The following is a 21,117-nucleotide window of genomic DNA, read 5'->3' on the forward strand; positions in this document are numbered from 1 at the left end:
GATGACTATCGAGATCAAGGTACCGGACCTGCCGGAATCAGTGGCCGATGCCACTATCGCCACCTGGCACAAGAAGCCCGGTGATCTGGTCGCCCGTGACGAAGTGCTGGTCGACATCGAAACTGACAAGGTGGTGCTGGAAGTGCCGGCACCGCAAGCCGGTGTGCTGGGGGAGATCCTGCAAGGGGAAGGGGCGACCGTGTTGTCCCGTCAGCTGATTGCCATCTTCACCGCCGCCCCGGTGGCGGGTGAAGAGACCAAGGCTAAACCGGCTGAAGCGGTGGCCGATGACGGCGCCGATGGTCTGAGCCCCTCGGTGCGCCGCCTGATTGGCGAGCATGACATCGATGTGAGCAAGGTAAGCGGCACCGGCAAGGGCGGTCGCATCAGCAAGGAAGATGTGGAAGCCTACATCAAGGCCAAGAACCAGCCTGCTGCTGCCGCACCGGTCACCGCCGCGGCACCTGCTGCCAAAGTGGCGCCGCTCAGCGGTCGCAGCGACAAGCGGGTGCCGATGACCCGTCTGCGCAAGCGCATTGCCGAGCGTCTGCTGGAAGCGAAAAACACCACCGCCATGCTGACCACCTTCAACGAGGTCAACATGAAGCCCATCATGGATCTGCGCAAGCAGTACGGCGAGATCTTCGAGAAGAAGCACGGCATCAAGCTCGGCTTCATGTCCTTCTACGTGAAAGCGGTGGTGGAGTCCCTCAAGCGCTATCCGGAAGTGAATGCCGCACTGGATGGCGATGAAGTGGTTTACCACAACTACTTCGATGTCAGCATCGCCGTCTCCACCCCGCGTGGGCTGGTGACCCCGGTGCTGCGCGACTGCGACAACATGAGCCTGTCGGACATTGAGAAGGCCATCAAGGATCTGGCGGGAAAAGGCCGTGACGGCAAGCTGACCGTGGATGAACTGACGGGCGGCAACTTCACCATCACCAACGGTGGCGTGTTTGGCTCCCTGATGTCCACCCCGATCATCAACCCGCCCCAGAGCGCCATTCTGGGGATGCACAAGATCCAGGATCGCCCGATGGCGGTCAACGGCAAGGTCGAGATCCTGCCGATGATGTACCTGGCACTTTCCTACGATCACCGTCTCATCGACGGACGCGAATCGGTCGGCTTCCTGGTCTCCGTCAAGGAGCTGCTGGAAGATCCAACCCGTCTGTTGCTGGACGTCTGAGCACTGTAATACCCGAGTGAGCGAAAGATAACGAGGGGCCGCCCAGGCCCCCATTCATAGGGGATTGAGAAACACCAACCCCGGACGGAAATACCTACAACACGGATAGAGCATCTATGAATCTGCATGAATATCAGGCAAAAAAGCTGTTTGCCGAGTATGGCCTGCCGGTCTCCGAAGGTTATGCCTGTGCTACCCCACAAGAAGCGGCCGAAGCGGCTGACAAGATTGGCGGCAATATCTGGGTCGTCAAATGCCAGGTGCACGCCGGTGGTCGCGGTAAAGCGGGCGGCGTGAAAGTGGCCAAGAGCAAGGATGAGATCCGTGCCTTCGCCCAGAACTGGCTTGGCAAAAATCTGGTGACCTACCAGACAGATGCGGGCGGCCAGCCGGTCACCAAGATCCTGGTTGAATCTTGCACCGACATCGCCAAAGAGCTCTACCTGGGTGCCGTGGTTGACCGTGGCTCACGCCGCGTGGTCTTCATGGCCTCTACCGAAGGTGGCGTGGATATCGAGAAGATTGCTCACGAAACCCCCCATTTGATCCACAAGGCGGCCATCGATCCGCTGGTGGGTCCGCAGGCCTATCAGGCCCGCGAACTGGCCTTCAAACTGGGTCTGGTCGGCGATCAGATCAAGCAGTTCACCAAGATCTTCTTGGGGCTGGGCCAGATGTTCCTGGATTGCGATTTCGCACTGCTGGAGATCAACCCGCTGGTGATCACCGCTCAGGGCAACCTGCATTGCCTCGATGGCAAGATCAACATCGACGCCAACGCTCTCTATCGTCAGCCCAAGCTGCGCGAGATGCACGACCCGTCACAGGATGACCCCCGCGAAGCGCATGCCGCCCAGTGGGAGCTCAATTATGTGGCCCTCGATGGCAACATCGGTTGCATGGTCAACGGTGCCGGTCTGGCCATGGGCACCATGGACATCGTCAACCTGCACGGTGGCAAGCCGGCCAACTTCCTTGACGTTGGCGGCGGCGCCACCAAGGAGCGGGTGACCGAAGCGTTCAAGATCATCCTCTCCGACAGCAACGTCAAAGCGGTGCTGGTCAACATCTTCGGCGGCATAGTGCGCTGCGACATGATTGCAGAAGGCATTATCGGTGCGGTCAAGGAAGTGGGGGTCAAGGTGCCCGTGGTTGTGCGTCTGGAAGGCAACAATGCCGAGCTGGGTGGTATCAAGCTGGCCGAGAGCGGCCTCAACATCATTGCGGCCAAGAGTCTGACCGATGCCGCGCAGCAAGTCGTCAAAGCAGCGGAGGCCAACTGATGAGCGTACTGATTAACAAGGAAACCCGAGTCATCTGCCAGGGCTTTACCGGCGGTCAGGGTACTTTCCACTCCGAGCAGGCGCTCTCCTACGGCACCCAGCTGGTGGGCGGCGTCTCTCCGGGCAAGGGCGGCACCACCCATCTGGGGCTGCCGGTGTTCAACACCGTCCGTGACGCGGTTGAAGCGACCGGCGCCACTGCCTCCGTCATCTATGTCCCGGCGCCGTTCTGCAAGGACGCGATCCTGGAAGCGATCGACGCGGGTATCAAGCTCATCGTCACCATCACCGAAGGCATCCCGACTCTGGATATGCTGGATGTCAAAGTGAAGCTGCAAGAGACCGGCGTGCGGATGATCGGCCCCAACTGCCCGGGTGTAATCACCCCGGGTGAGTGCAAGATCGGCATCATGCCGGGCCACATCCACAAGCCGGGCAAGGTGGGTATCGTCTCCCGCTCCGGCACCCTGACCTACGAAGCGGTCAAGCAGACCACTGACGAGGGCTTTGGCCAGTCCACCTGCGTCGGTATCGGTGGCGACCCCATCCCGGGCTCCAACTTTATCGACATTTTGGAGATGTTCCAGAACGACCCGCAGACCGAAGCGATCGTGATGATCGGCGAGATCGGCGGTAACGCCGAGGAAGACGCGGCCGCCTATATCAAGGCCCACGTCACCAAGCCGGTGGTCTCCTATATCGCGGGTGTTACTGCGCCTCCCGGCAAGCGGATGGGCCACGCTGGCGCCATTATCTCCGGTGGCAAGGGTACCGCCGCCGACAAGTTTGCTGCGCTGGAAGATGCCGGTGTGAAAACCGTCCGCTCTCTGGCCGATATCGGCAAGGCTCTGCGCGAAGTGACCGGCTGGTAATTCCTGTTAGCCCGTTATCTCTAATAAAAAAGCCGCCCGATGGGCGGCTTTTTAGATTAATGTAAAACATCATGAGCTTTATTATCGTAAAATAATGCTCTCTTATATTTTAAATTTAATTAAAAACATAATAAATAAAAAGGTGGTGGATTGTATGTTTTGTTGGGTGGCTAACTTTGAGACTGAGTGTGAAATAAAAGTAAAAGACCGCGATGATTTTTTTATTATAGAGGGGAAGGAGCCATACAAACAATCTCTAGGTGGGAAGACTTTGATGGTAAAAGTTCCATCTCTACGTGCATTAAATAGTAGATATATAACTTACGGGTATAAGGAAGTGGCGTTTTTGGTTGATGGTTGGGTTAAAATTCAAGATTCATTAGAAATGTGTTTCAATCTAATGTCTGGGTCATCCAATAAATCAATACGCATTCTTTCATACCTTAGAATGAATAATATCTCAGCGTGGGAGTTTGCCGTCTACTTGGAATCGAAACATAATTTAATGTTAATAAACAGACAAGATGATTCAGGACAATCACTGATGGGAAATACATCTAAGTTATTGAGTAACTTAAAGAGCACTTATAAGGTTCACTTTCTCATGGTCGGAAGTAGGAAGTTTAAAACAATAATGAACAACGTTAATGTGTTAGGGCAGTGTATACATCCATCAGGAGTAAATTTAAATAATAATGGGGATTTATATCATAAGATATGGTATCAACGAGATAACTCTTCTGTAGTAAATCATCTCGGCTCTATAAATCTTCATGATTTTTCTGTTTTGTGATAAATAGAATCTCATGCATAGTTAATAACTGTTTTTTTATGAGTAATCTTAGCTATATACACTGAGATGGAAGGTAAAATAGTGGGGCACATTATCACAAGCACCTGTGGTTGGCTTTGATCACGGCATAAACAGGATGTTAGCACTCGTATAAATTTCATATGTTGGGCTAAAAAGTAGGCTGGTGCTGAACGAAGTGAAGCCCAACGTTACCGTGAAATATGCCTGTCAATCTGTTTACGGCTTAGCTATATCCTTGTTTATCCCGCTCGGGCTGGCGCAATCACGCTCGCCTGTTGGGCTTCGCTACGCTCTGCGCCAACCTACAAATCACGCTATCTCAACCCTGCCGCCGCTGGGGCCCATCAGCGGATCACGCTTGGCGATAATGCTCCCTCAGATTTCACCTGTAAAAATGCCGACCCTCGGGTCGGCATTTTCAAGAAATAGGGTGTGGGGCGAAACAGTATGAGAAATGGTTGCCCTCTATGACTGGGCTATTTATCCGCCTTGCCCGCCGCATCGGCAAGTTTGGCCAGCTGTTTGTCATACCAGGCCACTGGGCGGTTCTCATCTTCCGCCCGCTCCTTGCGCCGGATGGCATTGCGCACCGCCATGGCCCCCAGCCAGCGAAACGGCTCGGGCGGAAAATAGCCGCGCGGGCCGCTGACCAGCGCGCAGTCGCGCCACGGCTTGTCCTCCTCCCGCACCTCGTCTCTCACCAGGGCCGCCAGGATCTGGCCGCCGATCCAGCTTTGTGCCACTCCGTTGCCAGAGTAGCCGAGGCCATAGACGATATTGGGCTGCCCTCGCCAGTGGCCGAAGAAGGGGAGGCCATCTACCGAGCGGTCGGAGGCGCCGCACCAGCTGGCGGCGATGGGCACCTCTTTGAGCGCCGGAAAGAAGCGGCGCAGGGTGCGGGATCGGTTATCACCATATCGGAGGAGACCAGCACGATACTGCGGCGAAACTCGCGAAAGTGCTGCACCATGGCGCTGTTGAGGGCCAGCACCACCTTGCTGGCACGCACCTCACCTTGCGGCGTCTGCACTCGCGCAGGCTGGCCCGCCTCAAGGCGCTGCATGGGGGTGTGTTCATAGACCTCGACCCCCAGCTCCCGTGCCACCCGCAGCAGGCCGCGCACCAGCAGTGCCGGTTGTACCGAACCGGCGTGGGGGCTGTAGAGCCCCTCCAGATGAACGTGGGAGCCGCTCTGGCTCGCCAGTTCACCTTCTTCAATCGCCTGCCACTGGTTAAGGTCTGCGCGCTTGAGTTCCTGCAATACCGGCTCCATCAGGCCGCGCTGGGCCTCGCTGGTGGCTGTGTAGCAGGTGCCTTCGACTCTCAGCTGCGCCTCAATGTTGTGCTGTTCGCAGATGTCGAAATCTGGGACACCCATCTTTTTGACAGCGGCTTAGCGCTGTACTTGACCTGATGAGTCTCTGTCGAGGAATTAGCTATGACTATTGCTCGCTCCCGTCAAAGCAGTTTGCAGGATACGCCCTATTGTCCTAAAAGGTGGCTGTCCCACATTCCCTTTCCCTATGACGGCGCCATTCTGGTGACCAGCTGCGCCAGCTTCGAGATGGGGCAAAAGTGCGTCAGCGCAGGGGGGATATCTTGCTCGCCATCTCTGCCATCACTGAACTGGCGGTCGAGCGGGCCGAGCAGACCGGGCCGATTCTGGTGGGCTTTTGTCGCCCCGAGCGGGCCGAGATCTACAGCGGTTGCCAGCGCATTTTGCTTAAGTGACGGCAAGAGAGAGGGCAAGGCCACGGCCACGGGCCTACTCCACGGGCAAAGAGGGCAGGCAAAAATGAGATAAAGAAAAAGGGCGGGGAGTGTGACTTCCCGCCCTTGTTATTTCTGCGTTTGGCTCGTGGATTAACGGGCCAGCAGGATACGCAGCATGCGGCGCAGCGGCTCGGCGGCGCCCCACAGCAGCTGGTCACCCACGGTAAAGGCGGCCAGATACTCAGGGCCCATATTGAGCTTGCGCAAGCGGCCGACCGGAATGCTGAGGGTGCCGGTAACGGCTGCCGGAGTCAGCTCGCGGGCGGTGATGTCGCGATCGTTGGGGATCACTTTCACCCAGTCGTTGTGGGCAGCCAGCAGCGCTTCGATCTCCGCCAGCGGCACATCCTTTTTCAGCTTGATGGTGAACGCCTGGCTGTGGCAGCGCAGGGCGCCGATCCGCACGCAGAGACCATCCACCGGAATGACGGCGTGCTCGATACCCAAAATCTTGTTGGTCTCGGCCTGACCTTTCCACTCTTCACGGCTCTGGCCGTTGTCGAGCTTGGTGTCGATCCAGGGGATCAGGCCACCGGCCAACGGCACACCGAAGTTGTCCACCGGCAGGGTGCCGGAGCGGGTCTTCTCGGTGATCTTGCGCTCTATGTCGAGGATGGCGGAGGCAGGGTCGGCCAGCTCGACCGCCACTTCGTCACGCAGCATGCCCATCTGGGTCACCAGCTCGCGCATATGGCGGGCACCGCCACCGGAGGCGGCCTGATAGGTTGCCACGCTGATCCACTCCACCAGATCGGCCTTGAACAGGCCGCCGAGGGCCAGCAGCATCAGGCTGACGGTGCAGTTGCCGCCAACGAAGGTCTTGATGCCATCGTTCAGGGCCTGCTCAATCACGTCGCCGTTGACCGGATCCAGAATGATGACGGCGTCTTTCTCCATCCGCAGGGAGGAGGCGGCGTCAATCCAGTAACCCTGCCAGCCAGCGGCTTTCAGGCGTGGATAGACATCCTTGGTGTAGTCGCCCCCTTGCGCCGTGATGATGATATCCTGCTTGGCCAGCGCCTCGATATCGAAGGCGTCCTGCAGGGTACCGGCATCGACGCCGAAGTTGGGAGCGGCCTCACCGGCCTGGGAGGTGGTGAAGAATGTGGGTTGAATATGGGCGAAATCCTGCTCTTCCTGCATCCGGCTCATCAGAACCGATCCCACCATGCCACGCCAACCGACCAAACCTACTTTTTTCATATTGTCCTACCCTGGATTGCTGCTAAAGAAACTCGCGGTGACACCCGTAACCCCTTGTCTGGCGACGCCTGTTTACAAGCGGTTTACAGGTCATTTAAAAAATATGCGCTGCGAAAAATGCGTCTATCCACATTACGGATTGTGGCGGCTTGCGCAAGTCGAATTGCGCAATATTCTGTGCCGTTTGCTGCATTAACCGGCAGCGGCAACGCCGCTGCGTCAGGCGGGCAGGGACAAGGTCAACATCAGACGAAAAGGCCACCGGTTATGGCGGTGGCCTGTCAATAAAACGGGTGAGGACGCCCTCTGCTGTTGTCTGGGGGGCGAGTGAATTAGCCTGACCGGCTACGCATTTAGCCGTAACGGGCCAGGGTCAGCCCCTCGTCGCTGATGGCGGGCTCGCTGCCGCTGATCAGATCGCACAACAGCTGACCCGAACCGGCCGCCATGGTCCAGCCCAGGGTGCCGTGGCCGGTATTGAGCCAGAGGCCGGGAATGGGGCTCGGCCCCACCAGCGGGGTGCCATCCGGCGTCATGGGGCGCAGACCGGTCCAGAACTCGGCCTTGCTGATATCGCCCCCTTCGGGAAAGAGATCGCCGACCACCATCGCCAGGGTGTCGTGGCGCCTCGGGTTGAGGGCAAGATTGTAGCCCGACAGCTCCGCCATGCCGCCGACCCGGATCCGCTCATCAAAACGGGTGATGGCCACCTTGTAGGTCTCGTCGAGCACAGTGCTGCGCGGCGCCGCGTCTGCGTTGATCATCGGCAGGGTGAGGGAGTAGCCTTTGACCGGATAGACCGGCAGCTCCAGCCCCAGTGGGCGCAGCAGCGGGCGCAGAAAACCGGTGGCATAGCTGCCGAGCGCACAGACGATGGCATCGGCGCGATAGCGCTGCTCGCCCGCCCGCACCGCCACGGCGCGGCCCCGGGCTTGCTCTATCTCGTCGATGTCGCAGTTGAAGACGAACTTGACCCCGAGCTTCTCGGCTTCAACGGCAAGGGCCTTGGTGAAGCGGAAGCAGTCGCCGGTCTCATCGCCGGGCAGGCGCAGGCCGCCGACGATTTTGCCGCGCACTCGTGCCAGCGCAGGCTCTGCCGCTTCGCAGCCGCTGGCATCGAGGGACTGGTAGGGGACGCCATACTCCTCCAGCACCTCGATATCGCGCTGGCTGGCATCGAGCTGGGATTGGCTGCGAAACAGCTGCAGGGTGCCGAGCTGGCGCCCTTCGTAATCGATGCTCAGCTCGTCGCGCAGCAGCTTCATGCAGTCGCGGCTGTATTCGGCGAGGCGAACCATGCGGCCCTTGTTGGTGGCATAGGCGGTCGGGGTGCAGTTGGCGAGCATCCTCAGCATCCAGCGCAGCTGGAAGGGGTCGGCGGTGGGACACACGGTGAAGGGGGCATGCTTTTGCAGCATCCATTTGGCTGCCTTGAGGGGGATGCCGGGGGCCGCCCAAGGGGCGGCGTAGCCCGGGGATATCTGCCCGGCGTTGGCATGGCTGGTTTCAAGGGCAACGCCCCCCTGCCGCTCCAGCAGGGTGACTTGATGCCCCGCCTTGGCCAGATACCAGGCACTGGTTACTCCGATCACGCCGCCACCGAGTATGACAATCTTCATACCGTCTTTCCTTGACTGATGTTCTGATGTGGCCACCACCTTAATCAGCTGCCACAGGATATTCAACCGCTCTGCGCAGGATTGGGATCTTCATCTGCCGCTGTCGAATTGGCTGGTGTTTGTGGTGCTAAAAGGGCGATGCCCCAGTTATATGTTATGTGTGGCCTAATCTGGCCAAGGGGCCTGTGGTATGTCATTCGTTTGGCCGTGGGGAAATCACTGCCAGCAGGGCGGGGGCAAGTCTGGCAACGCCAGGATAGCGAAGCAAGGTATTGGCAGGCGGGTGTATTTTGATGGTGCTCCCCGAGCTGATTGCAGACTGGCCTTCCAACTCGTTGTGGTGACAGTGCCTGCTTTATCGGGGCTATGAGGTAAAAGCGGCTTTTGTTGACTAACTTAATATTTAAGAGCGTGTAAATCGACTCATTCTATTCAGCATAACGTAGAAAATAGCACCGCATGGGATGTGGATCATGAACAATGAGCATGCAGGGACGAGCACAATTTCGTTGCAGGTAGATCTTCGCCAAGTGGTGTATGCCCTGTCGGCGTCACTCGATTTGGTGGGGATCGGTGATGTGGCTCATGGTAAGCGGGTCGGGATCATGGCTGCAGAATGTAGCCGGAACTTGGGAATGAATGATGTTGAACGCTGCTTGTTGTTCGAGTTAGGGGTGCTGCACGATATCGGTGTCTCCTCGACGATGACTCACCATCACCTTGTTAGCGAGTTCGATTGGGAGTCGTCCCAGTGCCACTGTGAGGTGGGATATCAACTACTCAAGGACTTTCGACCGCTGGCCCCTCTGGCTCTGCCCATCCGTTATCATCACACCCACTGGCATCAGCTGTGCAAGCTGAGTGAAGTCGATGCCAAGGTCGCTCTTCAGGCGAACCTTATCTTTCTGGTGGATCGCTGTGATGCGCTGGCAGCACCCTATTATGGTGATGGCACACTGTTGCTGCATACCGGTGACATTCGCGCAAAATTGCAGTCATGTAGTGGCGAGTTTTTTGCCCCCGAGCTGGTGGATGCCTTTTTGGACACCTCCCGTGCGGAAGCTTTTTGGCTGCAACTGGAAGCGAGAGCCATCAATGATTACATGTTGGAAATGTTGCGGGAGCGGGAACCTTGTTTGACCTCCAATGGAGAACTGAAAGCGCTGGCGCGGATCTTTTCCGGCATTGTTGATGCCAAGAGCCCCTTTACCATGGCCCACCCCCTGGGGGTTGCTCGTGTGTCACGTTTGCTAGCCGAAGATATGGGGGTCAGTACGACTCATTGCGACATGCTCGAAATCGCGGGGTTATTGCACGATCTGGGCAAGCTCAGGGTGCCGGACGAAATTTTGGATAAACCCGGCCGTCTGACGGGGGCTGAGCGTGCCGTTATCAATACCCACAGCTTCGAAACTTACCAGATCTTGCGCCATATCGAGGGATTTGAAGAGATTGCCTGTTGGGCAGCCTATCACCACGAAGAGCCTGATGGAGAGGGCTACCCATTTCATCTGCCCGCCTCTGCTATGGCATTGGAGGCACGCATTTTACGGGTTGCAGATATTTTTCAGGCGATGGTGCAGGACCGGCCTTATCGGCGCGGTCTGCCCACAGGTGAGGCGCTTGCCTTTATGTTGCAACTGGCAGGTCAGGGGCGCGTCGATCCTGCAGTGGTTGCGGTCCTCGCTGATAATCTGCCAGCAATGATGCAGGCGGCTATTCCGGTTGCCAAAGCGGTTGATTTATATGACCACTAACGTGCGGGGGGCGGCGCACACCTAACCGCGAGCCAGCTATGCTTGCAATAAGCTGTGCATAGCGCTTGCAGCAATGAGCGCATGAGGCCAGCGTTACTGGCCACAATAGGTGAATAGGGGAGCTGATATGGAATCGCTAAAAGCCCAAGATTATATGCAAAGCAGGCCCATTACCTTCACTGCCGACATGATGGTGCAGTCTGCGGTCGAAAAATTTTTGAACAGTCATCAACTGGGCGGCCCGGTGGTGGATGAGAAGGGGCATTTGATTGGCTGGATATCGGAGCAGGATTGTATTGCTGTGATGCTCAAGGAGGCCTATCACTGCGAGCAAGTAGCGCAGGTCAAGGATGTGATGCGCAACGAGGTGCTGACGGTCGGACCCGATACCAGCATTCTGGCGCTGGCAGAGATGATGATGGGGCAAAAGCCGAAGATCTATCCGGTGGTGCAGGATGGACGGCTGCTCGGGGTGATCAACCGCCACAACGTGATGCAAGCCATTCACGCCCAGCTTACCAGTTGTTTTGTCCACCATTCCCACGGCTGATCCCCAGATATCCTCTTCCCCAAAGCAGGCTTCGGCCTGCTTTGGCTATGTTGGGGCATCAATTCGCGATCATGTATGCCATCACAAAAAATGTTCCAATTCGTGCGCTGTTCATCAGTGGCACATCCCGGCCGCTTGGCTTGCATGATGTTAGGGCTTGCACCTGTGTCACTCGCTCTTTAGGATCTGCCGCAGCTTATCGATATGGCCCCTTGTCGGGCTCTCATTTAAGGAATTCGTACCTTGTCTCTCTCTATCGAGGCGCTGCGCCGCCGCCTTTCCGCCTGCATGAACCTCGACGCCCGTCGTCTCTCCAGCCGTCTGCACGGGGTCAAGAAACTGCCGGAGGCTAAGCAGACTGCTGTGCTTGAGACCATTGCTGCTGATCTGGTCGCCGCCGAGGCGCGTTACCAGTCACGTCTGGCGGGTGTGCCCAAGGTCACCTATCCAGCCAACCTGCCGGTCAGTCAGAAGCAGGGGGAGATCGCCAAAGCGATCAGTGAACATCAGGTGGTGATCATCGCCGGGGAAACCGGTTCGGGCAAAACCACCCAGATCCCCAAGATTTGTCTGGCCCTCGGGCGCGGGGTGAAGGGCTTTATCGGCCACACTCAGCCGCGCCGCCTGGCGGCCCGAACCGTGGCTGCTCGTATTGCCGAGGAGATGGAGTCCGAGCTGGGTCAATACGTGGGTTACAAGGTGCGCTTTACCGATCAGGTGAGCGAGCAGACCCACATCAAGCTGATGACAGACGGTATTTTGCTGGCAGAGATCCAGAATGACCGGATGCTCACCCAGTACGACACCATCATCATCGATGAAGCGCACGAGCGCAGCCTCAACATCGACTTCATTCTGGGTTACCTCAAGCAACTGCTGCCACGGCGCCCTGATCTCAAGGTGATCATCACCTCGGCCACTATCGATCCGCAGCGTTTCTCTCGCCATTTCAACAAGGCGCCGGTGATCGAGGTCTCCGGCAGGACCTATCCCGTTGATGTGCGTTATCGCCCCCTTGCCAGTGATAAAAGTGAAGGGTTGGAGGAGCGCGACGAGCTGCAGGGGATCTTCGACGCGGTAGAAGAGCTGGCCCGTGAAGGGCTGGGGGACATCCTGATCTTCATGAACGGTGAGCGGGAGATCCGTGATACCGCCGATGCCTTGCGCAAGCTCAATCTGCGCGACACCGAGGTGTTGCCGCTCTACGCCCGTCTCTCCAACGCCGAGCAGAACAAGGTGTTCCAGCAGCATGCCGGACGGCGTATCGTGCTCGCCACCAACGTGGCAGAGACCTCACTCACAGTGCCGGGCATCCGCTATGTCATCGATCCGGGTACTGCCCGGATCAGCCGTTACTCCTGGCGTACCAAGGTGCAGCGTCTGCCTATTGAGGCGGTCTCCCAGGCCAGTGCCAACCAGCGTAAAGGGCGTTGCGGCCGGGTGGCGGACGGTATCTGTATCCGGCTTTACTCGGAGGAGGATTTCAACGGCCGTCCGGCCTTTACCGATCCCGAGATCTTGCGTACCAACCTGGCGTCGGTCATCTTGCAGATGCTGGCGCTGGGGCTTGGCAATATGGAGGCCTTCCCCTTCGTTGAGCCACCCGAGTCGCGTCACATCAAAGATGGCCTGACGCTGCTCAAAGAGCTGGGGGCGGTACGTGAACTGCCCGCCCGTGAATCACAAGGGCAGGAGCTGGAAGCCAAACTGCAACTGACCGATACCGGTCGTCAGCTGTCGCGCATTCCCCTGGATCCCCGTCTGGCGAAGATGGTGATCACCGCAGCGCAAACCGGTTGTTTGAGTGAGGTGATGGTGATCACCGCCGGTCTCAGTATCCAGGACCCTCGCGAGCGGCCGATGGAGAAAAAGCAGGCCGCCGACGAGCAACACCGACGGTTTGAAGACAAAGACTCGGATTTTCTCGCCTTCGTCAATCTGTGGAACTACCTCAAAGAGCAGCAGGATCTGCTGGGCAGCAACCCGTTCCGTCGCATGTGCCAGAAGGAGTTTCTCTCCTCCCTGCGGGTTCGTGAATGGCAGGATATCCACTTCCAGTTGCGCCAGACGGTGAAAGAGCTCGGTTTTAAAGCCAACCATGAACCGGCAGACTTCAAGACGGTGCACTGCGCGCTGTTGACCGGGTTGCTCAGCCATATCGGCAACAAGGATCTGGAAAAACCGGAGTTTCTCGGCGCGCGCAACGGCCGTTTCCACCTCTTTCCAGCTTCTGGTCTGTTCAAGAAGCCGCCCAAGTGGGTGATGGCCGCCGAGCTTGTAGAGACCTCACGGCTCTACGCCCGGGTCAACGCCAAGATCGAACCCGAATGGGTGGAGCCGCTGGCGGCGCATCTCATCAAGCTGCACCACAGCGACCCGCACTGGTCGAAGAAAAATGGCGCCGTGATGGCCAAAGAGAAGGTCACCCTCTATGGTCTGACCCTGGTCAATGAGCGGACCATCAACTTCAGCACCCTGGATCCGGCCCTGTGCCGTGAGCTGTTTATCCGCCGCGCGCTGGTGGAGGGGGATTTCGAGACCCGTCACCGTTTCTTTGGCGAAAACCGCAAGCTGCTGGCCGAGGTGGAGGCGCTGGAGCACAAATCCCGTCGCCGCGACATTCTGGTGGATGATGAGGACCTGTTCCGCTTCTACGATGCCCGTCTGCCGGAGGAGGTGATATCAAGCCGCCACTTCGACAAATGGTGGAAGGAGGCCCACAAGCAGGATCCCGAGCTGCTCAACTTCGAGAAAGAGATGTTGATGAAGGGCGATGCGGCCCACATCAGTGATCTTGATTATCCCAACTTCTGGCAGCAGGGGCGGCTCAAGCTCAAGTTGAGCTATCAGTTTGAACCGGGGGAGGCGGCCGATGGCGTTACCCTGCATATTCCATTGCCGCTACTGAATCAGGTAGACGTGCAAGGGTTTGAGTGGCTGATCCCCGGGCTGCGCCATGAGCTGTTGGTCGCGCTAATCAAGTCGATGCCAAAGCCGATGCGCAAAAACTTCGTACCAGCGCCCAACTATGCCGATGCGCTGCTGGCCAGCCTTAATCCCGAGCAGGGGCCGCTGTTGGACGAGATGGAGCGCCAATTGCGGCGAATGACCGGTGTCACCGTGCCTCGCGAGTCGTGGGACTGGAATGCGGTGCCCGATCACCTGAAGCTCACCTTCCGGGTGGTGGATGACAAGCACAAGCAGGTGGCGGAAGGGAAAGATCTGGACGCGCTGAAGGAATCCCTGCGTGGCAAGGTGCAGGAGACCCTGTCGCAAGTGGCGGATGACGATATCGAGCAATCCGGCCTGACCCTGTGGAGCTTTGGCGAGTTGCCGCAGGAGTACAGCCAGAAGCGGGGCGGTTTCGAAGTGAAGGCTTATCCGGCGCTGGTGGATGAGAAAGACTCGGTCTCCATCCAGCTGGTGGAAAGTCCGGTGGCCCAGCAGCAACTGATGTGGGCGGGTCAGCGCCGGCTGGTGCTGCTTAACGTGCCTTCTCCCATCAAGTACCTGCAAGAAAAGCTGCCTAACAAGGCCAAGCTGGGTCTCTACTTCAACCCGTTTGGCAAGGTGGCTGAGCTGATCGATGACTGCATCGCCTGCGGTTGTGACAAGTTGATCGCCCAGCATGGTGGATTGGCATGGGATGAGGCCGGTTTTGAGGGGCTCAAAGAGTTTGTCCGAGCCGAGCTCAACGATGCCGTGGTGGAGGTGGCCAAGCAGGTAGAGGCAGTGCTGACCCTCTCCCATGAGATCAAGAAGCGGCTCAAGGGCAAGATGCAGCTCGATACCGCGTTTGCCATGTCAGATATTCAGCTCCAGCTCGACAAACTGATCCATAAAGGCTTTGTGACCGAGACCGGCTGGCAGCGGCTGCCGGACTTGCTGCGTTACTTGCGCGCCATCGAGCGCAGGATGGAAAAGTTGGCCATCGATCCCAACCGGGATCGGGTCTACATGCTCAAGGTGCAGAGCGTGGAAAGCGATTACAAGGGGCTGCTGGCCAAGATCCCCAAATCCCAGCTGGTACCGACCGAGGTGGCCAATATCCGCTGGATGATCGAGGAGCTGCGGGTGTCATTTTTTGCCCAGAATCTGGGGACCCCCTATCCGGTTTCAGATAAACGGGTGCTTAACGCCATTGCGCAGTGCTAAGCTGCTATCTGTCTGTTTTAACAGCGTGATATAGAGAATGAGAAGGGGCTGCTGTGTGGCGGCTCCCTTCCTCTGGGGATCAGGAGGCAAGGATGCTGGGGATCTGGTTAGGTGTCGCGCAGGTGATGATCAGCGGCTATCAACCCATTGCGGAACACACATGGGTGCAATTAAACCCGGAATACTACCCATTGGCGCGTACCCCGCCTGCGATGTTTGTTGCCTGGCGCGGCAATCAGTTTCCGCCTTTGGCTCAAAAGCAGAAACAAGGTCGCTGGCAGATCCTGTTTCCTGCCAGATTAGTGCCCCCCTTTGATCTGTTCGAGGGGGAGGCGCAGCTTTCCAAAACCTATCTGGCAAGGTTGCAGCGTATCGATGAGATGGCCTATGGGGTCGCGCCCGGCCAGGCCGTTGCCATGATGCGGCAGGGGAGCCGTTCGCCGGTTGATGTTGATACTGCGCAGTCTGTGGCCCCTTTTATCGCCGAGTTTCATATCCCCCAAGGGGCGTTTGGCGGCATTGATATTCCCATTCCTGCTGACAACAGCGAACCCCTGCTGGCAATGCTTGGGCTGACGCCGCGAGCAGCGGGAATGCTGTCCACCAGCGGGATGAAGCCTGCCGACATGACGCTGGCCAGTCCCGTGGCTGAGTCATCAGTAACCAGCGATACCATGCTCACCCTCTCTGCTCCGGCAGCGGGTATGCAGCATACGGTGTGCCATCAGGTCGCCGCGGGCGAGACCCTGTGGCGCATTGCCAACCAGTTATCCAGTGCCCAAGGGGCGGATACCTATAGCTATTTGCTGGCGCTGGTAGCCGAAAATCAGGGGCAGCTCGGTAACAGCATCCATGTCAGGACGGGGGATGGACTTTATTGCCCTCGCGCCGAGACACTGGCGCAGTTTGATGCCTTGAGTCCGGCCCAGCGCCAGCAGCAATTTGCCCGCCTGGAGCAGGGGCAGCGGAGGTAAGGGGCATCTACCTTGTATCCCTATTTAGCCCGTGGTAGTATTCGCGCTCGTTTTGCGAGGTGTTGACCGGTCGCAGTCAACACCATAAATTCATCTTAAAAGAGATACACACTATGTCTTTCGTATTCCAAGCTGAAGTCCGTACTGACCTGGGGAAAGGTGCGAGCCGCCGCCTGCGTCACGCTGACCAAGTTCCTGCCATCATCTATGGTGCTGGTAAAGAAGCTCTGTCCATCGCTGTTGACCACAAGAAAATTGTTCTGGCTCAAGAGAAGCCGGAATTCTATGAGTCTGTACTGACCATGGTTATCAATGGCGAAGAAGTTAACGTAAAAGTGAAAGCTATCCAGCGTCACCCGGTACGTTACAAGCTGGTTCACCTGGACTTCGTTCGCGTTTAATCGCGAGCTATTCAGTTGAAGAAAAAGCCACTCTCAGGAGTGGCTTTTTGCTATCTGGTATTTCATAAAGCCAGCTAACAGCGACCCGAAGCATGAGATGCCGGGCGGTGCTAGTTGATCCTGGCTATCTCAATTGACAGAGTGCTTGCTGGCAACGCTGTTCGGCAGCATCCAGCTCCAGCAGTACCATCCTGATATCTTCCATCTGCTGTTGCAGCGTCTCCCGCTTCTCTGCGACCAGCCCCAGCATGGTCTGCAGCTGGCTGCGGCTGCTCTTGTCGGCATCGTAGAGATCAAACAATTCGCGGATCTCCGCCAGACTGAAACCAAGCCGTTTGCCACGCAAGGTGAGCTTGAGGCGTACCCGATCCTGCTTGCTGTAGATCCGGGTCTGGCCCTCTCTGCCTGGATCCAGTAGCCCCTGATCTTCATAGAAGCGAATGCTGCGCGTTGTAATATCAAATTCCCGGGCCAGCTCACTGATGCTGTAGCGCCGTTTATCATCCTTGCTTTTGTTCATACAGGCTTCTTGGCGAACGTTCCTGATGGGCACCTTACCTAAACGTAAACGGCACTGCAACTCTTGTTCCATCGCGCCAGACAGCCTATGTTATGGCCATGTAACAAGGAAGGAGCAGCAGATGGATATTGTGATTGTGGCGGCAAAGCGTACCCCCATGGGGGCATTTCAGGGGGCCTTGGCAGCGATGACGGCCCCTGAGCTGGGGGCCTGCGCCATTGCGGCAGCACTGACTCAAAGCGGGCTTGATCCTGCGCAGATCGATGAAGGGTTCATGGGTAACGTGCTGGCTGCAGGGATGGGCCAAGCACCAGCCAGACAGGCGCTGTTGAAGGCAGGGCTGCCTGCTAGTGTACCCGCCACCACGGTCAACAAGGTGTGCGGTTCCGGCATGAAGGCGGTGATGCTGGCGGCAGATTCCATTCGCCTGGGAGATAACCGGGTGGTGGTGGCGGGCGGAATGGAGAGCATGAGCCGCGCCCCCTATTTGCTGGAGAATGCCCGCAGCGGCTTTCGGATGGGTCATCAACAGGTGCTGGACCACCTCTTTCTTGATGGCTTGCAGGATGCCTATGATGGCCAGCTGATGGGCGTGCATGCCCAGCACAGTGCGGATCATGCCGGGCTAACCCGCAGCGCCATGGATGCGTTTGCTCTGGCATCATTGCAACGGGCTCGTCAGGCGCAGCAAGCGGGCTCTTTTGCCATGGAGCTAGCGCCATGTTATCGCGATGGCCAGCTGTTGCTGGCCGAAGATGAACAGCCGGGCAAGGGGCGACCGGATAAAATACCTACCCTGAAACCTGCGTTTGGCAAGGGCGGAACCATCACAGCTGCCAATTCGAGCTCAATCTCGGATGGCGCGGCGGCGCTGATCTTGATGGATGGCGCCACCGCGCGCGCGTGGCAGATACCGGTGCTGGCACGGATTGTCGGTTATCAGAGCCATGCGGCGTTGCCCGCCGAGTTTACCTCTGCACCTATCGGCGCAATATCACGCTTGCTTGAACGGTTGGCCTGGTCGGTGGACGAGGTGGATCTGTTCGAGATCAACGAGGCCTTTGCCATGGTCACCATGCTGGCCATGAGCGGTTGTGGCATTCCTCATCACAAGGTCAATGTGCATGGCGGGGCTTGTGCGCTGGGGCATCCGCTGGGAGCGAGCGGCGCGCGTATTCTGGTGACGCTGATCACTGCGTTGAGACAAGGGGGCTTGCGTCGGGGGGTGGCTACCCTCTGTATCGGTGGCGGAGAGGCGACCGCCATCGCGGTTGAAGTCATTTAACCGGGGCAGTCATCGCTTGCCACTGTTCATTGACCCAGGCGGTTGCCGTCAGGTAGAGGTGACTCACCTTGTCCTCATTGAGCCCTAACTGTGCTGTCTTGGCGGTGATCCGCGACCAGTTGGCATTTTCATAATCTTCACAAAACGCCAGATAAAAACCGAGGTTGCCTTGGCGTTTCAGCAACGCCAGCCGGATATCTTCGACTAAGGGGATCGTCCCCAGTAGTTTGTCCATGGGTTGTTCCATCAACACATCCAGCAAAGAGAAAAGGCCGGTAATAAAGGCTTGTTGTGACTGCTGGGCCGGGGCATGGGCATGGGCGAGCAGCTCGCAGAAACGTGCTCTGATCAGCGACATCTGGTAGAGCTCGGCGCTCTTGCCCTTACCTGCACTGGTGGTGGCGATCAGCGAAACAAAACGTTTTAGCTGGGTATCACCGAGGTAGATGGCTGCCTGGCGAAACGAGGAGATAGGGTTGCTCTGCCCTTTGAGGTGGTTGACGTAGCGTAGCAGCTTGAGGGAGAGGGACACATCCTGGCTCAATAACTGTTCAATCCGGTTAAAGTCCGGATCGGCTTCGTTGACCACATTGAGCAACTGCATCACCACGACCTGGGCTGGTGCCATGGTGGCCTGCTTGACCATCTCTGGGCGACTAAAGAAAAAGCCCTGGAACAGCTGGATCCCCATGCTTTTGACCCGTTCGAACTCGGCCTTGTCCTCCACTTTTTCTGCCAGATAGGTTAATCCAAGTGATGTATGACGTTGGATAAACACCTTGATCAGCAGCAACGACGTGGCACGCAAATCAAACTTGATGATATGGATAAAGGGGAGAAAACGCTCCCAATCCGGCGACATGGTGAAGTCATCGAGCGCCAGCTGATAACCCAGTTTGTGCAGCTGTTTCACCTTTTCCAGCAACGCATCATCCGGCTGCGAGTCTTCCAGAATTTCGATCACGACTTTTTCGGGCGGCAGGCACTCTGCCAAGCCCTCCAACAGCAGTGAGTGAGGGAAGTTGATAAAGCAGGGCAGGCCACCCAGCAGCTGATCGATGTTCTGTTGCAGGAATTGTTCGACCACCAGACGCGAAGTAGCCTGCTGGGAGGAGATACCAGGGAAGACGTTATTCAAACTATCGCGAAAGAGCAGCTCATAGGCATAGGTATTGAGGTCTCTATCGAGGATTGGCTGTCTTGCTACGTAGGAATACATGCCTTGCTCCAGTATGGGTACTGGGTTGAGTTTATGGTGTAGCAGAACACTATGCCAGTGCTCACCATATGGAGTAAGGCAATAATTGGCATAGTGTTTTTCTGCAGGGAAGGAATTTAGAAGAGATAGCTCAATTGTGCACCAGCCAGCCAGGCGTCCCCTTCGGAAGTGCCCTGGAAGGTGGAGGTCGTCTGCGGATTACCCGGTTGCAGCTCCATTTTTTCAGTGACATCCACCTTTTTGCCATCGATCAGGGTCAGCCCCAGATCCACGGTCAGGTTGGGTGTGAACTGATACCCCATCCCCAGGCTGTACCAGAGCCGATCGGCATCAGGTATGGAGATAGTACGACGATCGGCTGGCACCGGACTTGCGTCATAGGCCACACCGGATCGCAGTTGCCACTTGGGTGTGACCTGATAGGTCATACCGACGGCATAGCGCCAACTGTCTTCCCAGTGCTCATCCTTGATGTGCATTGAGCCTTGGTGATCTAGGTCTGCTTCCAATTGCACAAATTTACTCCAGTTGGTCCAGTTCAGGCTGCCATGGAGTGCGAGTTTGTCGGTCAACTGATGGAAGACCGCCAATTCAGAGGTTGCTGGCAATGGTAAATCAAGGCGTCCTGTATCCTCGTATGGGGTCAAGCCGTTTGCTCCTTGAGCATTACCTTCCAGCGTCAGTGTTGTATCGTGGCGATACGACAGACCTACCCGTGTATTTTGCGACGGAGTTAGCAGCACCCCAGCGTTCCAGCCTAAAGCCCATCCATCGCCTTCCAGATGTTTCACTATCTTATGTTTGCCGACATTAAATACACCGCCGACTTCGCCTTCGCCCTGAATGGCCGAAATTCCGGCCCCCACCGACCACATCTCATTGATCCGATAAGCGAGTGAGGTACCCAGATCCATGGTCTTGATATCGGAGACATTGCCAAAGTGGCCGGCGCTGTAGTTATCCGGCATCTTGACGCCAAGACCGTAGTAAGAGGTAGCCGAGAAGCCGAGGCGCCACTGCTCATTGAGTGGAATGATGAGATAGGCGTTGGGTACCCAGGCTGCTGCCGCGATGTCGTGAGCTGTAGCATCAGCATGAGTCAGTAAACCGGTCGTTTTTCCTTCGATATTGACGTCTGGGCTGACATAGATGGCACCGCCAGATAGCGCCATCTGATCGAAGCGGGTCATGGCAGCCGCATTGCGGGAGAGCACACTGGCGTTATCCGCGATGGCGCCCTCACCGGCAAAGGCGCGCCCCAGACCTGTAGCGGACTGTTCAGCCAGCTGGAACCCGGCGGCATGGGTCTGGCCCGCGATCACCAGCAGGGCGATTGCGGACGGTTTGATGATGGGATGCATGGCAAAATCCTTGCTGTTACCCGAAGGTTCAATAGGTCATATGAATGGAGGCGGGATTTTATATGGTATGACCAGTAAGGCAACGGTAATGGCCGGTATCTAGGTAAAACAAGATTTAATGCTGGGATGAGGCACTCTA

At 57.2% G+C, this 21,117-nt stretch carries 15 protein-coding genes and 2 pseudogenes; 11 read left to right on the top strand and 6 right to left on the bottom strand.

Going from position 1 to position 21,117, the window contains the following annotated elements:
• Nucleotide 1 precedes the first annotated feature (1 nt).
• The 4 genes from odhB to ACY8FN_RS13110 all read left to right on the top strand — a co-directional run bounded on the left by odhB (nt 2) and on the right by ACY8FN_RS13110 (nt 4,140).
• The gene (odhB, locus tag ACY8FN_RS13095) at nt 2-1,192 is read left to right on the top strand and encodes a 2-oxoglutarate dehydrogenase complex dihydrolipoyllysine-residue succinyltransferase (RefSeq protein WP_463100233.1); all 1,191 of its coding nucleotides are present in this window, start codon (nt 2-4) and stop codon (nt 1,190-1,192) included.
• A 116-nt stretch (nt 1,193-1,308) separates the two neighbouring features.
• A complete protein-coding gene (gene sucC, locus ACY8FN_RS13100; protein WP_287976602.1) occupies nt 1,309-2,475 on the top strand; it encodes an ADP-forming succinate--CoA ligase subunit beta in 1,167 nt (388 codons plus the stop codon).
• Entirely contained in the window at nt 2,475-3,347 is an 873-nt protein-coding gene (sucD, locus tag ACY8FN_RS13105; RefSeq protein WP_033116130.1) for a succinate--CoA ligase subunit alpha, read from the top strand. Before sucC ends, sucD begins: the two co-directional genes overlap by 1 nt.
• 94 nt (nt 3,348-3,441) lie before the next feature.
• Entirely contained in the window at nt 3,442-4,140 is a 699-nt protein-coding gene (locus tag ACY8FN_RS13110) for a hypothetical protein (RefSeq protein ID WP_463100234.1), read from the top strand.
• A gap of 497 nt (nt 4,141-4,637) precedes the next feature.
• Here the strand turns inward: ACY8FN_RS13110 and ACY8FN_RS13115 are convergent.
• A pseudogene (locus tag ACY8FN_RS13115) lies at nt 4,638-5,515 on the bottom strand (FAD-dependent oxidoreductase); the annotation flags it as partial.
• Between the two features lie 171 nt (nt 5,516-5,686).
• On the opposite strand from ACY8FN_RS13115, the pseudogene ACY8FN_RS13120 reads away from it, so the two are divergent.
• Nucleotides 5,687-5,892: pseudogene (locus ACY8FN_RS13120) on the top strand (formate dehydrogenase accessory sulfurtransferase FdhD); the annotation flags it as partial.
• Between the two features lie 132 nt (nt 5,893-6,024).
• Here the strand turns inward: ACY8FN_RS13120 and asd are convergent.
• Both asd and ACY8FN_RS13130 read right to left on the bottom strand, forming a co-directional pair.
• Nucleotides 6,025-7,137 (bottom strand): aspartate-semialdehyde dehydrogenase, encoded by a 1,113-nt coding sequence (gene asd / locus ACY8FN_RS13125; protein ID WP_463100235.1) that lies wholly within the window; start codon nt 7,135-7,137, stop codon nt 6,025-6,027.
• A 353-nt stretch (nt 7,138-7,490) separates the two neighbouring features.
• A complete protein-coding gene (locus ACY8FN_RS13130; RefSeq protein WP_463100236.1) occupies nt 7,491-8,792 on the bottom strand; it encodes a D-amino acid dehydrogenase in 1,302 nt (433 codons plus the stop codon).
• Between the two features lie 437 nt (nt 8,793-9,229).
• Here ACY8FN_RS13130 and ACY8FN_RS13135 point away from each other — a divergent pair, with 437 nt between their 5' ends.
• From ACY8FN_RS13135 to rplY, 5 genes are all read left to right on the top strand, one after another.
• Nucleotides 9,230-10,513, top strand: coding sequence for an HD-GYP domain-containing protein (locus ACY8FN_RS13135; protein ID WP_463100237.1), 1,284 nt, complete (start codon nt 9,230-9,232; stop codon nt 10,511-10,513).
• A 127-nt stretch (nt 10,514-10,640) separates the two neighbouring features.
• A complete protein-coding gene (locus ACY8FN_RS13140) occupies nt 10,641-11,063 on the top strand; it encodes a CBS domain-containing protein (protein WP_463100238.1) in 423 nt (140 codons plus the stop codon).
• A gap of 243 nt (nt 11,064-11,306) precedes the next feature.
• Nucleotides 11,307-15,218 (top strand): ATP-dependent RNA helicase HrpA, encoded by a 3,912-nt coding sequence (hrpA, locus tag ACY8FN_RS13145; protein WP_463100239.1) that lies wholly within the window; start codon nt 11,307-11,309, stop codon nt 15,216-15,218.
• Nucleotides 15,219-15,310: 92 nt separating this feature from the next.
• A complete protein-coding gene (locus ACY8FN_RS13150; RefSeq protein WP_463100240.1) occupies nt 15,311-16,192 on the top strand; it encodes a hypothetical protein in 882 nt (293 codons plus the stop codon).
• 113 nt (nt 16,193-16,305) lie between these two features.
• On the top strand, nt 16,306-16,593 hold the full coding sequence (rplY, locus tag ACY8FN_RS13155) for a 50S ribosomal protein L25 (RefSeq protein WP_042023867.1): 288 nt from the start codon (nt 16,306-16,308) through the stop codon (nt 16,591-16,593).
• Nucleotides 16,594-16,717: 124 nt separating this feature from the next.
• On the opposite strand, the gene ACY8FN_RS13160 is transcribed toward rplY, so the two are convergent.
• Nucleotides 16,718-17,113, bottom strand: a complete 396-nt coding sequence (locus ACY8FN_RS13160; protein ID WP_101347073.1) for a MerR family transcriptional regulator — start codon at nt 17,111-17,113, stop codon at nt 16,718-16,720.
• A gap of 121 nt (nt 17,114-17,234) precedes the next feature.
• Here ACY8FN_RS13160 and ACY8FN_RS13165 point away from each other — a divergent pair, with 121 nt between their 5' ends.
• On the top strand, nt 17,235-18,398 hold the full coding sequence (locus tag ACY8FN_RS13165) for a thiolase family protein (RefSeq protein ID WP_463100241.1): 1,164 nt from the start codon (nt 17,235-17,237) through the stop codon (nt 18,396-18,398).
• Here ACY8FN_RS13165 and ACY8FN_RS13170 read toward each other — a convergent pair.
• Nucleotides 18,391-19,617 carry an EAL and HDOD domain-containing protein gene (locus ACY8FN_RS13170; protein WP_463100242.1) on the bottom strand — a complete coding sequence of 409 codons (1,227 nt, stop codon included), beginning with the start codon at nt 19,615-19,617 and terminating at the stop codon, nt 18,391-18,393. The genes ACY8FN_RS13165 and ACY8FN_RS13170 overlap by 8 nt on opposite strands.
• Before the next feature lie 116 nt (nt 19,618-19,733).
• Complete coding sequence (locus ACY8FN_RS13175; protein ID WP_463100243.1) at nt 19,734-20,978, bottom strand: OmpP1/FadL family transporter; 1,245 nt, start codon at nt 20,976-20,978, stop codon at nt 19,734-19,736.
• Nucleotides 20,979-21,117 lie beyond the last annotated feature (139 nt).

It is taken from the genome of Aeromonas sp. 160P, assembly GCF_055193095.1.

Bases quoted from the DNA above. Each gene is read 5' to 3' on its own strand.
- ACY8FN_RS13165 (WP_463100241.1), top strand. From the start codon at position 17,235: ATGGATATTGTGATTGTGGCGGCAAAGCGTACCCCCATGGGGGCATTT.
- asd (WP_463100235.1), bottom strand. From the start codon at position 7,137: ATGAAAAAAGTAGGTTTGGTCGGTTGGCGTGGCATGGTGGGATCGGTT.
- rplY (WP_042023867.1), top strand. From the start codon at position 16,306: ATGTCTTTCGTATTCCAAGCTGAAGTCCGTACTGACCTGGGGAAAGGT.
- ACY8FN_RS13110 (WP_463100234.1), top strand. From the start codon at position 3,442: ATGCTCTCTTATATTTTAAATTTAATTAAAAACATAATAAATAAAAAG.
- odhB (WP_463100233.1), top strand. From the start codon at position 2: ATGACTATCGAGATCAAGGTACCGGACCTGCCGGAATCAGTGGCCGAT.
- ACY8FN_RS13170 (WP_463100242.1), bottom strand. From the start codon at position 19,617: ATGTATTCCTACGTAGCAAGACAGCCAATCCTCGATAGAGACCTCAAT.
- sucC (WP_287976602.1), top strand. From the start codon at position 1,309: ATGAATCTGCATGAATATCAGGCAAAAAAGCTGTTTGCCGAGTATGGC.
- ACY8FN_RS13160 (WP_101347073.1), bottom strand. From the start codon at position 17,113: ATGAACAAAAGCAAGGATGATAAACGGCGCTACAGCATCAGTGAGCTG.
- ACY8FN_RS13150 (WP_463100240.1), top strand. From the start codon at position 15,311: ATGCTGGGGATCTGGTTAGGTGTCGCGCAGGTGATGATCAGCGGCTAT.
- ACY8FN_RS13175 (WP_463100243.1), bottom strand. From the start codon at position 20,978: ATGCATCCCATCATCAAACCGTCCGCAATCGCCCTGCTGGTGATCGCG.
- sucD (WP_033116130.1), top strand. From the start codon at position 2,475: ATGAGCGTACTGATTAACAAGGAAACCCGAGTCATCTGCCAGGGCTTT.
- ACY8FN_RS13135 (WP_463100237.1), top strand. From the start codon at position 9,230: ATGAACAATGAGCATGCAGGGACGAGCACAATTTCGTTGCAGGTAGAT.
- ACY8FN_RS13140 (WP_463100238.1), top strand. From the start codon at position 10,641: ATGGAATCGCTAAAAGCCCAAGATTATATGCAAAGCAGGCCCATTACC.